The 13,239-nt window shown below is 45.1% G+C and carries 10 protein-coding genes and 2 pseudogenes; 4 read left to right on the forward strand and 8 right to left on the reverse strand.

Features of this window, described 5'->3' with window-relative positions; all coding sequences use genetic code 11:
* Positions 1-434: 434 nt before the first annotated feature.
* Entirely contained in the window at positions 435-1,076 is a 642-nt protein-coding gene (gene hpf, locus MiSe_RS43045; RefSeq protein ID WP_226592424.1) for a ribosome hibernation-promoting factor, HPF/YfiA family, read from the reverse strand.
* A gap of 576 nt (positions 1,077-1,652) precedes the next feature.
* Between hpf and lipB the strand changes: the two genes are divergently transcribed.
* Both lipB and MiSe_RS43055 read left to right on the forward strand, forming a co-directional pair.
* Positions 1,653-2,348: a lipoyl(octanoyl) transferase LipB gene (gene lipB, locus MiSe_RS43050; protein WP_226592427.1), complete on the forward strand. Its 696-nt coding sequence runs from the start codon at positions 1,653-1,655 to the stop codon at positions 2,346-2,348.
* A gap of 6 nt (positions 2,349-2,354) precedes the next feature.
* Positions 2,355-3,644 carry an endonuclease/exonuclease/phosphatase family protein gene (locus MiSe_RS43055; protein ID WP_226592430.1) on the forward strand — a complete coding sequence of 430 codons (1,290 nt, stop codon included), beginning with the start codon at positions 2,355-2,357 and terminating at the stop codon, positions 3,642-3,644.
* A gap of 634 nt (positions 3,645-4,278) precedes the next feature.
* On the opposite strand, the gene MiSe_RS43060 is transcribed toward MiSe_RS43055, so the two are convergent.
* Both MiSe_RS43060 and MiSe_RS43065 read right to left on the reverse strand, forming a co-directional pair.
* Entirely contained in the window at positions 4,279-5,241 is a 963-nt protein-coding gene (locus MiSe_RS43060; RefSeq protein WP_226592432.1) for an aldo/keto reductase, read from the reverse strand.
* Between the two features lie 96 nt (positions 5,242-5,337).
* Positions 5,338-6,945 (reverse strand): alpha/beta hydrolase, encoded by a 1,608-nt coding sequence (locus MiSe_RS43065; RefSeq protein ID WP_226592434.1) that lies wholly within the window; start codon positions 6,943-6,945, stop codon positions 5,338-5,340.
* A gap of 234 nt (positions 6,946-7,179) precedes the next feature.
* Between MiSe_RS43065 and MiSe_RS43070 the strand changes: the two are divergent.
* Positions 7,180-7,543 (forward strand): annotated as a pseudogene (locus MiSe_RS43070) (group I truncated hemoglobin).
* Between the two features lie 324 nt (positions 7,544-7,867).
* Positions 7,868-8,434 carry a DUF1802 family protein gene (locus MiSe_RS43075; RefSeq protein WP_226592436.1) on the forward strand — a complete coding sequence of 189 codons (567 nt, stop codon included), beginning with the start codon at positions 7,868-7,870 and terminating at the stop codon, positions 8,432-8,434.
* A gap of 13 nt (positions 8,435-8,447) precedes the next feature.
* Here the strand turns inward: MiSe_RS43075 and MiSe_RS43080 are convergent, their stop codons facing one another.
* The 5 genes and pseudogenes from MiSe_RS43080 to MiSe_RS43100 form a co-directional block, all read right to left on the reverse strand.
* Entirely contained in the window at positions 8,448-8,726 is a 279-nt protein-coding gene (locus tag MiSe_RS43080; RefSeq protein WP_226592438.1) for a hypothetical protein, read from the reverse strand.
* 19 nt (positions 8,727-8,745) lie between these two features.
* Complete coding sequence (ltrA, locus tag MiSe_RS43085) at positions 8,746-10,638, reverse strand: group II intron reverse transcriptase/maturase (RefSeq protein WP_226592440.1); 1,893 nt, start codon at positions 10,636-10,638, stop codon at positions 8,746-8,748.
* Between the two features lie 707 nt (positions 10,639-11,345).
* A complete protein-coding gene (locus tag MiSe_RS43090; protein WP_226592442.1) occupies positions 11,346-11,657 on the reverse strand; it encodes a hypothetical protein in 312 nt (103 codons plus the stop codon).
* Between the two features lie 329 nt (positions 11,658-11,986).
* Positions 11,987-12,613, reverse strand: a complete 627-nt coding sequence (locus tag MiSe_RS43095) for a hypothetical protein (RefSeq protein ID WP_226592444.1) — start codon at positions 12,611-12,613, stop codon at positions 11,987-11,989.
* A 312-nt stretch (positions 12,614-12,925) separates the two neighbouring features.
* Positions 12,926-13,239: pseudogene (locus tag MiSe_RS43100) on the reverse strand (IS4 family transposase); the annotation flags it as partial.

Raw genomic sequence — 13,239 nt, forward strand, 5'->3', positions numbered from 1 at the left:
GTAGGGACAAGGCATGTGAAACATTGGTTGTCAAACCCGAAATATTGATCGTGCCGTGTCCCTACCAGGTTGCGGGTAAAACCATCGTCAGTCGTTACGGTATGGATTTGACCAACAATGGGTGCCATAATCGACCATTGATCCAATAACCTGTTGCAACAGTAGGGACACGGCATGTGAAACATTGGTTGTCAAACCCGAAATATTGATCGTGCCGTGTCCCTACCAGGTTGCGGGTAAACCATCGCCAGTCGTTACGGTATGGATTTGACCACAGATGCGTGCCACAATCGACAATTGATCTAAACCCAAAAAAAAGTCAGTCTCAACCCAATGAAGGTGTTTAGACTGACCGCTGCATGGTCTTGATCCCAAACCTGTTTCTCTTGGGTAAAGCTTTAATATTTTACGCTCAACCCAAAAGCTATAGTTATTTAGCGTTTAGCTTCCGAAGCGCTACTGCTAGCGTGGGCTGTTTTGCCATTTTTTTGGTTACCATTGCCATTTGGACGGGGTTGAATCACACCATAGCCGCCGTGGTTGCGTTCGTAAATCACGTTAATTTCGCCGGTTTCGGCATTGCGGAACATGTAGAAGTCGTGCCCCACCAGTTCGAGTTGTTCTAAAGCTTCTTCAATTGTCATTGGGGGCATAGCGAAATACTTGGTACGCACGACTTCTGAGGGGAGTTCGGGTGTGCGCGAACCAATTAAATCGGTTTCCACAGGTGCTTGCTCCACCACGTCGCTGGTTTTAACCTGTGTTTGGGTCTTTTTATCTAAACGCCGTTCTTTGTATTTACGCAGTTGTCGGGCTATTTTATCGGCGACTAAGTCAATGCTGGCGTAGAGGTTTTCGCTGCTTTCTTCCGCACGAATCACCGCGCCGTTAGCATAGACTGTCACTTCAGCGGTTTGCTTGGAGTCTATCCGGGGATTGCGAGCCACGGAAAGATGCACGTCAATTTCATTCGTTGTATTCAGAAAGTGGTTCGCCGCCTTTTCAATTTTTTGATGTACGTACTCGCGAATTGCATCAGTGATTTCAATATTTCTGCCATGAATTACGAGCTTCATATCAAATGCTCCCGCTTGGATACTCCATATTTACAGGCAAGTTTTCTGCCTGCTTCTACCTTTGGTTGGATAGAAAAGCGATATGCCGACCGCACGCACTCGCGTTCGCCACGATTGCTGCTTTCCCATCTCACCCATATGCTTGCCCGTTTTATTTACCAAAACTTCGGTCATTTTTTCCACAATTCTTGTCGGCGAAAAACGGAGCCGAAACTTATACGAGCGCTTTCTTTGGTTTGCATTGTTTTTAGGCAACCAAAGCACTCATATTTTTACACGCACGACCTTGAGCTTACACCCACCCTCGGACTGGAACCTGGTTGTGTAATCAACCAACGCCAGCTTGCCTTTATCTGAGCGGGGATCGCTATCTCAACGGGGTGGGCGTCTTTATTCTCTTTGAAGAGGCTTCCTCCCGATCCAGTTTGAGCTTATATCTAAAACACTAGCATTTTGTATAAGAGTGAACATCGACTGTTGACTTCTCTTTAGAATCTTTTGCATCCCTTGACAATTCTTGATTAGAGTATTGCGACTTTTACCCAAATTTAATTGAAAGCCCTATTGATTTTTGTTATGGTTTCGAGTATGTATGGTGATTTTGGCTCCGACGCTGGCAATTCAAGACGTTTGTGTTGGCTACACAACCTAAAGCTAGTGCCTTATTCGGTGGCGTGGGAGTTGCAGCGGAGTCTGGTGACGCAGCGCCGGAGCGATTGCGGTCTCAATGACGTTCTGATTTTGCTAGAGCATCCGCCTGTTTACACGTTGGGAACGGGCTCGAGTTTGGATTTTCTCAAGTTCGACCCCAGCCAAACCGAATGGGAAGTTCACCGGATAGAACGGGGTGGGGAGGTGACGTATCATTGTCCCGGTCAGCTGGTAGGTTACCCAATTCTGAATCTTTTGCATTATCGGCAAGACCTGCACTGGTACCTGCGCCAGTTAGAGGAAGTGCTAATCCAGGTGCTAGCCGTTTACGGATTAAAAGGGGAACGAGTTGTAGGTTATACCGGAGTTTGGTTGGAGGGACGCAAGGTGGCGGCTATTGGGATTAAAGTCAGCCGCTGGATTACCATGCACGGCTTTGCTTTAAATGTCTGTCCCGACTTGGAAGGGTTTAAAAGCATCGTACCTTGCGGCATTTCAGATAAACCTGTCGGCAGTTTGGCTGAGTTTATACCGGGAATTGAATTTGAGCAGGTGCGTCACCAAGTGGCGTCTGCGTTTTCAGAAGTGTTTGGAGTTGAGTTAATCGAAGGGGAACTTTAGAACAGTATGGATGAACTGATCAAAAAATTGATGACTCTAGGCGTGCCTGGTTTACTTTTATGGCTGGCGATGATGGCGAGTGGGAAAACAGGCGATGCAGGGATTTGGACTGGTTTAGCCAACATAGGTGTAATCTATGGACTAAGAGGAGGCTTGCTCGTTTTGTTAATGGTCGGGTTAGTGACCAACGCTGTGAGTAAAGTCGCTGTTGATGGCTTACTGGTTAGTTTCTATCAGAAACGACGACAGTCAGAACCCTCAGAACAGCTGCTAGGGGAAATCGACAGATTGCCTATCTCCCAAGATTTGAAGATTAAGCTGAAATGGGCAGTTCTTCATAACTATATGTTCCTGCCGTCTTACTTGATTCGCTGGGATTTTATCGTCGCGACTGTTTTACTGGTTGTATTTTCTTTAACTGGCTATCTGGGAGAATTCGACTATCGTTTAGACCTCACTTCCCATTTCAAACTGCAATATCTCTTAGCTGGCTTTTGTCTGTTCTTTTTCTTTTTGCTCACCAAGCGAAAAGTTTGGTGTATTGTTAGTATATTCTGCATTTTGCTCAACCTGATTGAAGTGGTGCCTTGGTATCTGCCTGCAAGAGCGTACGCTACCAATCCAAACCCACAACCCTTGCGAGTTCTTCAATCGAATGTTTTCTTCAAAAACAAGCAGTATTCTGAAGTAATATCTATGGTGAGGGCGGAAAACCCCGATATCGCTTTTTTCCAAGAGGTTACCGATTCTTGGGCCAAAGAGTTAGAAGCTTTAAACGATATTTTGCCTTATTCTATTGTTCCCCAAGATACCAATAAATTTGGCATTGTCATCTACAGTAAACTGCCGCTGGAAAACTCATCTATTCAAGATTTTGAAGGCGTCAGAAGAAGCATATTTGCTGACGTAAAGATTCAAGATCGAGTTGTTTCAGTTATCGTCACTCATCTGACTATTCCTATTACACGATCTAGTTTTGATCGGCGAAATAAACACCTAACAGAAATCGGCAATTCTGTAGCTAAAATCAAAAACCCCGTTTTGGTGGTTGGAGATTTTAATATAACGATGTGGTCGCCGTTTTATCAGCGCTTTATAGACCGGACAGGACTGCGGAATGCGCGTTCTGGCTTTGGTATCTTACCAACATGGCCCACTAATATGCCGCTATTATCCATTCCGATAGACCATTGTTTAGTCAGTCCAACGATTAAGGTTTTGCAACTGAGGGCGGGGCGGTATGTTGGTTCAGATCATTTGCCTTTGATTGCAGATTTGGTCATTGGTAATGGGTAATTGGTAATAACGCAAGTTGCTAGTTACATCAAGCGGTACTGGTAATGGCTAATCGCTAATGGCTAATGGGTAGTTGTCAAGAAGGCAAAAGCCTGTTAACCCAATTAGCAATTAGCAAGCTTGCAATTAGCAATTAGCAATTACCGCTGTCACAAGTTATAACTAGCAACTTGGGTTAATATCATATCCGGTTGTATCGGTTGTATATAGTCGATTGTGCGAAAAGCTGTTTTTTTTCCCTCCCACCTGCTCACCTTTCCTAGAAACCCGGTTTCTTTGGGTAAGTCCTGCGATCGTTACCTGTGCTACCCAAAAAACATTTTTGGGTCTAGCCAAAGGTGACTAGACCCGTCAGAGTTCAAGAGTTGGTTTGGACAATCAAAAAATCAACTAGGGTGGACTAGACTTGCAACTCCAGCATAGCTTCATCTTTCCGGATATGGGTTTGGCTTAGCCCTCTAAACTAGGGTTTTTGACCACTTGTTGAACTATGCTGCGAAATTGCTTCAACTGCCTTAGACAGGGGACACTGGTCTAGGCTGAATTGGTTTTGTTTCAACTTATCGTGTCCTGTATTTAAGTTATCACAAAGCCTTTTTAGTGCAACCCCCTGTTAATTAAACTTTACATTTAGCTAACTCCACTCCCACATGACTGGGTTGTCGTCCAAATGGTCGGTGACGATGCGTCCGATGGCGTCAATTTCTGCTAAATCGTCGGCGGATAGATGAACTTGGGCGGCTATTGCGTTATCGGCGGCTTGTTCGGCGTGGCGGAATCCGGCGATGGCACAAGTCTGTGGTTGTGCCATCAACCAAGCAAGGGCTAAGTTAGCCAATGTTGTTTGATGCCTTTGAGCAATCGGACGCAGTTTTTCCAAGGCTAGAAGCGCCCGTTCGTAATTTTCCCCCTTAAACAGCTTATTATCGGCGCGGTTATCGCCTGGCTCGAATTGATGTCCGGGTCCAAATTTACCCGTTAACAGTCCTTGTGCGAGGGGTGAATAAGCCCATATCGAGATATTATTCTCGATGCAGTAGGGCATGGCATCTGTTTCCACATATCGCCAGAACAGGGAATAAGGCGGTTGCAAGCTATCGATGCGTCCGTATTGAGCTGCTGCTTCTAATTGGGCACGAGAAAAATTAGATACACCAATTGCCCGTATTTTCCCGGTCTGCTTCAGATCGTTCAAGGCTTGCATGGTTTCTTCAATCGGGACTTTTTCGCTTTTGAACGAACCGCTGGGCCAGTGAATTTGGTATAAATCGATATAGTCGGTTTGGAGGTTTTGCAGCGATCGATCGCAAGCCTCAATTACCTGGTCATACTTGAGATGGTTGACAAAAACTTTGGTGGCGTAGACAACCTTGTCCCGCACATCGTGTAACGCTTGGGCTACAATCTGTTCCGAGTGACCGTCCCCGTAAACTTCGGCAGTGTCAACCGTAGTGATACCCGCATCATACGCTGCACGGATAGCTTTTACTGTTTCCGCGTCTTCAATTCCCACCCAAAGGCGTTTACCAGCTTGCCAAGTACCCATGATGATGGGGGTAATTTCAATATCGGAATTGCCCAAACGTCTCTTTTCCATCTCTAACTCCCGAACTGTACTGTTCTTCCTATCTATTTTTGCGTCCTACCCTTCGGGAAGCCGCTATCGCGTCTATCGCGCCTTTGCGGTTCAATATTAAGGTTGATTTTTGCCCAAACATTGATTTTCTAACCAGCGAAAACCGGATGAACGCAACAGCAAAGCAGGTAGCATTATGAGTTGTGCTACAAGTCGGACTGCTACAACAGTCGTTGATTGAGTCAGCAAACCCGTTCGCACCCGCCAAACGATAACCGCTATCAAAACTAACATGAGTCCCGACAACAAAGCAATTGAACCTGGGGAAATTTTGGTCGAATTGAATGTTAAAGGTTGTCGAACCCAGGCAACAACCCGAACAGCAACTCGCTCTAAACTGGTTAAGATAATGCCTGGTTTAATTAACTCTAGCAGTACCGGAATGAATAGTAAATAGCCCGGTTGCAATCCTTGGGTGTAAAGGGGAAAGAGGATGGCTCTTAATCCCAGGTAAAAGTTGTATGTCAAAAAAATCGGCGTTTGGAGTAAGAATTGGGGAATGCCGAGCCAATATTGGGGATGGGTGAGGAGTTCGCCGCATCTGAAGATCAAGGTAATTGCAGTATAAGACAATGCGAACAAAGCATAGTATAGTCCAAAGACGCGCAGAGCGGGGGTGAATTTTTCCGGATAGGGGAGGATATAATTGCTCGCTAATAACAGAGCAAGGCAGAACAGGATAAAATTACTAGCCCAGAGGCTGTCTATTAATCCGGCGATACCTAAACTGAAACAGGTGAGAGCGATCGCTACAATAAAACCGGGTATCCAACGACGCCATCTCTTTTGGCAAGCAACCTCTCGCACCAAATAACTACTCGTCAATAGGCTACCTATAAATGTGGCAAACAAACCCAAAATATACCAAGGCGCCACGAGGGGTATATTCTTTACAGGAATATCAAAAGCTTGTTCTACCCAAGCAACAGATGACCGAATTACCAGGGGGTCATAGGGTGCGGTGGGGTGGTCGGTCGTGGGAGAGATAACTAACATGCGAGCAGTTCCTTTGGTAAAATCGCCCACTTGTTGGAACTCGTTAATATTTCTACCTGTAGCTTGTCGCAACATTTCTCGCATTATCGATGGAAGATGAAACTGCTCGTAAAGACCAATTAATAGGAATAAATTCGGTGGCGTAATTCTGGTTGCTACCCCACTCATACTCCAAACGATCGTTGCTGGGAAACGGGTATCTTCCCCTGCCAGAGTCAGTGCGGTGGCGCCCCCTAGAGAGTGACCTGCAATGCCAATTCGCTTTAGTTCGAACTGCTGGGGGAGATTTCGTACAAAAGCAATAATTGCTTTGGCATCTGTGAGGTTATCTTCTTCGTTTTCAGGTCGGGAATAGGATTCGCCAAAACCGCCAAAGTCAAATGCTAATGCAGCTATTCCATGCCTCGCCAGTTCAATGGCTAAAGGTGCCATCATTTCTTTTGTAGAACTGACACCGTGAATCAGCAACATCACTGGATATGGGGGTTTGATATTGTTAGGCGTATACAGCTTGCCAACTAGCTGCCGATTTTGATTTAAACTGATGACTAATGGCTGGGATTTGATGTCAGTGGGGTAGCAGACAAAAGACAGAACCAGTCCCATGCCCAGTACTATCAGGCTGAGGATTAATCCAGTCTGGCGGTAGATGAAAAGTTTTTGACTCAAGTCATTCACCTGCTTGAGGAATACACCGAACTAACTGCCGGTTAAAATAATGTACCACAAGATAAATATTTCCGGAATATCAAACGACCAATCAAGCCAGAGTGTCTGTTGCCTCTGGCTATAGATAGGTTTATAACCAGATAAAATATCAGCGATTTACTGCTTTTAGAGAGAGGTTTGAATCAAAAAAGTATATAGGATATAATTTAGGCGTATATATTGAAGAACCAGCAAATGCAGACACCACCGAATTTATCTGAAAAACTGGGCGTTCAGTCGGCGATTGAGCAGATTGTAGATGATTTTTACAAGCGCGTTTTGGCTGAGGATACAGTTAATCACTTTTTCGCTCATACCGATATGGAAAAGCAGCGGCGTCACCAAACTTTTCATTTCCTATGCGCTTGGAGGTGCAAACCAATACTCAGGGCGTTCAATGGAAAAGGCGCACGCGGGTATGAATTTGCAGCCGGAACATTTTGATGCGATAGCCAAGCACTTGAGCGAAGCAATGGCTGCACGTGGAGTATCGCCAGAGGATATTAACACAGCAATTAGTAAGGTGGAGACTTTGAGAGATGCTGTTTTGTACAAGTGAAACTATACTTGGTAATTGGTAATTGGTAATTGGTAATTGCTAATTGCTAATTGCTAATTCCAAACTTACGCAAAGCCTCTATCTGTAGGGTGATCTCTTCCAGCAGAGTAGGGCACCAAACCACCACATTTAGTGCCGCTGCGTAAGTCCTGTAATTGCTAGAAAAGCTAGTATGCGGTGCTAGGGACCTAACAGTCAGTTTATCACCGTGGCAAGTATAGCTAGATGCAGCTTTGGGGTTGTCCGGTGAGTGAATGCGCTCATCGGGTGTCCATATTTATTGCTACAATATCCTTCGCTAACATTAGCAGTGTCAAGGAATCAATGATTACCCACGCGCTGAAAGAATGGGCAACTGCTGTCGATGCTTTAGCAGCGGGCAAAACTATTATGCTGCTGCGTAAAGGCGGCATTAAGGAAGAAGGGAACCGTTTTAAAGTTGCCTATAACCGAGTTTTGCTCTATCCGACTTTTGAACATCAACGCCCTGAACTGCTTAAAGCCGATTATGCAATACGAGTGCAACCAGTAGAATCGGGTTGGCATCCGGAAACGATTCGCATCGGTAGTTGGGCTGAAATTACGGATATTTTTCAGGTAAGCGAAGCGGAAACTGTAGCGGCGTTGCTACCGTATCATATTTGGAACGAGGAGTTTGCCAGCACGCGCCTGAAATGGAAGCCGCGCCAGCCACTGTACGTATTATTACTGAGGACGTACAAACTGCCTCAAGTCCGGGAAATTCAGTACCTGCCGGAATACGGCGGCTGCAAGTCTTGGATCGATTTAGCTGAAGATATTTCTTTAGAAGGAAGCGTGCCGGTGTTGGATGATGCAACGTATACCCAACAGGTAGGGGAAATTCGTGAGCTGAAGCCACCCCAGCCCTAAAGGGAGGGGGGTTCTAAATAGAATGATGCCTCTTCTTGGCTCTCCCCGAAGGTACAACATCCAAGACATTAACATCAGTATTTAAAACTTTTGTGGCGACTCGCTCTGACTCTGGAAAGATGCCAAAGTCAGCAGAAACTCGTCGATCTACTCGCGAGGCGCGTTTCTGTTTTAGTCGCCTGGAAGCACGATTAAAGTCAGCGACTCCCTCGCGAGAGCCGCTGCTCTCCAAAACCGTGCTTGAAAGTTTCCCTTCACACGGCTCCTCAGTGATACGGTGTTTGTCATACACACCTCTTCGTCCATTCCTCTTAGTAGGTGAGTAAGTACCAAAGTTTCTTTTCCTCTGGTGTCATTGGCTCTCCGTTTACCCCTTTCCTCCATACCTCGTTTGCCTCTGGTTGGTTTTTTGAAAGAGGTTTTGACTGTTTTGAGGCGGACTTAGGCTTGGTACTATTGCAACCAGATTTTGTGCCGTAACTACTATCATTGGTAGTTTTTGTGTCGTGGCAGTGTCGATGGAGTAGTTGCCAGTTTTTGTATTCATCCTTTCCACCTTGCGATTTGGGGATGATATGGTCAAGCTCAATTATGTCTCCATCTTTAAAGTACAATCCGCAGTGGGCGCACTTCCCTTTTTGCTGTTTGAGCAATGATGCTGTTCGCTTTGGCATCTGGGGATTTTTTCCCATTCTTGTACTCCAGTAAACCAAGTTTCCGTCGTATGGTGACGCATCGCCCTTAACTTTCACATAGTCTTTGTTGATTTTGGTGGCACTATGTTTGAGTAACCGGATAGGATTTTTCCCATCCCTGGTTGCGAAGACCCAGTTATCACCGCCGATTGTTTTCCAGTATCTTTCGGCTAGCCACTTTTTGCCTTTATTTCTATGGCGGTGTTTTGCCCAAGATTCAAGTAAGTTGTAAGTTTGGGCATCCATTAAAGAGAATGCCTTTGAACTACTGACCGTTGAGTAGTAATTTGCCCATCCTCTGATGATAGGGTTTAGTTTTTCTATCAGCCTCTTTTGTGAGGCTCCCTTGTGGGCTATTACTGCCTCTTTTATATCTTCGTAGTGTCTTGTACACTTTTCCTTGCTTGGGGTGATGATGGTTTTGAATCCAAGTGGTATCCCTTTAGAGTCTTTCCCCGTTTTGTATTTGCCTACGCAAAATTGTTGAACATGGAACCCCAGGAATTCAAATCCTGGTTTTTGGTTTTCATGTTCCTGGAGAGTATGCAATAATTTGGTTTGACTTGGTTTCAATTCCAAGCCTATGTCTTTTAACCATTCAGAGATTATTTCCCTGCATCCTTGGACGACGGTTAGGTCTTTGTGGAGGATTACAAAGTCATCGGCATAGCGTATTATTGAGACTGAATCACGCTTGTCCCTTTTTGGAAGTTGATATTTTCCATCTGACCTTTTTAGGTCGCAGGTTTCCACGTAGTCTTTTATCCGCCATTCCATCCCGTGTAGGGCAATATTTGCCAATAATGGAGAAATGACTCCACCTTGTGGCGTACCCTCGGATGTGTCGAAGTACTGCATATTGTCCATCACCCCCGCTTTTAACCAAGCACGTATTTGACGGCGAATGGTGGGGAATGTATTTAGTTTCCTTAACAGTGCTTCATGGTTGATGCGGTCGAAGCATTTGGCAATGTCTGCATCCAAAACGTATTTGGATTTCTTATTTATTGCGGTGAATATTGCTTCTATTGCATCTTGACATGACTTACCGGGGCGAAACCCATAGCTATTGGGTTCAAACTGCGCTTCCCATTCTGGCTCTAGGGCTAGTTTGACAAGCGCCTGCAATGCGCGGTCGTTCATGGTAGGTATACCTAAAGGTCTTTTCTCCTCCGTTCCAGGTTTCGGAATCCGTACTCGCCTGGTTGGTTTGACCTTAGAACCCAGTTTTAAGTTATTTATAAGGGTCAGACGTTGCTTTGGGGTTAGCGATTTGATGCCATCCACACCCGCCGTCTTTTTCCCTTGATTATCCTGGGTAACTCTACGCACCGCGAGACATTTTGCTGCCCAGGATTTCATCAACAACTTTTGGAGTCTGCGAACTAACTTGACATCTCCACGATTAGAGGCTTGGTAAATCCGTTTTTGCAGCTTATAAACCGACTTTTCTAGCTTGCGCCAGGGTAGTTGGTTCCATTCATACATCGGTTTTGTTGCCGTGTTCATGACTTATTTACTGTCTACTTACAGCGTTACCTTCCGTATTACCGTGAGTCTGTCGGCATATCCTCACTGTTAGGTGAGGCATTCGCTTCTGACTCAATCTTTCCACTCCGTAGCGTCCGGGCGTGCACCTACTTTGAGAATCGACCTTCTCAAAGAGCATACGGGTGGTTACTTCGTTCCTAATAACCATTGGTTGTACCTTTCAGAATGATGCTCTCCACCAGGTTTACGGGTAGCGCTAATCAATTAGTGGCGGCACTATTGATTCCCTGACCTTGCCCTTTTGGGACTCGCAGCGTATCAATCCTTATTTCGCTGGTTTCCTGTTGTGATGGGTAATCGCATCTTCACTTTCGTTATTCATGGGTACTTGCTCAACAGTTGTCGGGTAAGGCTCCCAACAGAGCTTTGTCTTTCATCCCCGCTTTACGGATTGATGGCTAGTCGCTACCGTAGGGGAAGTGCTTTCACCCTTGCGCTTAGGGGGTGGGATTTGAGGGTTCTAGGATACTTACTCTCACCCACATGGTTATTAAGTTGTCATCTGTAAGGGATTTAAGTGCGAACTCAACCCTAAAGGTTACCCTACAGAAGCCTGGAATCCTCCCATTATTGGGTTTCTCCAGAACGAATCGCACCCGCCAACAGGAATGGTTCCATACTTGACCAAGCTAATTTAGCCCGCTCTACTTGGAGCAGGTTTTCGTCTACAAACCTGGATAAAAATGCTGAATATAAGTCTCTCTGACAAAGAACTTTCTTTTCTTTTTGAGAATTCCATATTGACAGGTTTGCGACAGCTTAGTTGTAGCGGTTAAGAATTCTATCACAGTAACGTCAGCACTTTCAGCCTTACGTCTTAAATGCGATACAAATTCCCCTGGTGCGCGTTTGACTACTAATTTTACGAATAATTTTTTAAACGCTTTGTCGGATAACTTTTCTAGTTTAACAGTATTGCCAAGGCTTATAATTTCATTAACCAATCTCCCGTGCAGTGATTTTCTGTGCTTTGCCAACTTTCTTTCTAAATTAGCTTTACTTGTTCTGGTAGACTGATAAGCTTTGGAATTCTTCGGTGGTTTTCTTACCTTTCTTGACTGTCCCCTTCTTTTTACGACCTTTCCGAATGAAATCCCAGTTGTAGTTGTTGGGATTATTCGCCCTCCTAGACCGCTCCATTTTTCTGTGAAGGCAAGCGAATCTTCTTATCCGTAAACTTCAGTGCGGATGCAAATAAAGTTAACTTGGCTGAGTCATCACCAACAATGGCGATAGTAGACGGCGCTATGTCTAACCCAACAACGCCAGACCAGATGCGAGTTTTCGGCTTCTGAAATGGTCTACCTTAACAAACTAACTGTGCATAGTAGAAAGTTTTACCGTTTAATCGACGACGCAATAGCCGGACGTACTTAATTGGACTGTTTAAGCCGTGAAGGATTACCGGAGCGTAAGATTCTAAATACGGCTTGAGTTTAAGACTGCCCCAAACCAATGTTTCTTGCTGCCATCTAATCCCAGTTTTATTTGACTTACCTTCCCAGGAATCTAGCTGATTCTTGCCCTTAAATCTGACCTTTTTGGCGCGACCAAAGGCAACTCGTTGAGATGCCCCGAATGGGCGAGTAGCTAGTTTTTGGGCACGATTGGAGTCAATATGCTTGTTAATCCAAGAATTGCGGATAGTGGTAGCAAAAACATGTAGGTCATACTCGCTATAACTGTATGCTTGATTGGCTTCTTTAAAAGCTTGACTTCTATTCTCCTTCAGTTTTCTAGCTGCTTGATATTTCTGGGACTGCTTGACCAAACTTAGGCGACGCATCGCTTCACCTAAGCAAGCGTTATAAAGTTGTCTGCCAGCTGCAAATTTAGACGATAAAACCCCGGCATCTGTTGTTGATACCAGTCTGGGGATCTCTACTACAAATGTCGGGGTTTTGCTTTTAGTCTTTGAAACTTTTTGAGGCATAAAGAACGCTACAAATTGGAAATATTTTACATCAAATTTCGTTGTGGTGCAAGATTTGACTGCCATCTTGATGCTATAGCACTTGGGACCGATGTCTTTAGCCTTTTGGCACTGTGCGCGTTTCCCGTGATTCGCTGGTTGCCGACTGTTTTGGCAGCGATATGCATACCCTAGCTGGCGCGAACGCAGCCCAGTTTGTGCATTGATTCATGCGCTCGCAGCAACAACTTGTGGGGCAGTGTCATCGCTGCCCTTTTTTGTTGCTAGCCAACCTCAAACTAAGCGCCTGTTTCTGACGGGGTGACAACCCCGTCAAAACATGCGTAAAATCAAGGACATAGCCCTCAAACCTCTCTGAAAGAATGGCAGTTTGTTGCGTCTTATTCTTATTAACTCACCTATAATCTCTTGACAGAATTCCATTCCAACTACCCAAGATTGACCGTATAATCCAATCCAAAAACTACTGTGTCGTCGCTGCCAACGCTTGGATTCAGTTAGCCGACCAACATATTTTTGAATTCCCATACGCTTGATTTTCTCACCTTGGAGTACAGCACAAGTGTAAGCCAGAGCAATCAGGAGAATTAAGTTTTTTAAACGCTTATTATTAGCGTGACTCTTCT

Origin of the sequence: Microseira wollei NIES-4236 (assembly GCF_020521235.1) — a bacterium.
Classification (GTDB): Bacteria; Cyanobacteriota; Cyanobacteriia; order Cyanobacteriales; family Aerosakkonemataceae; genus Microseira; species Microseira wollei.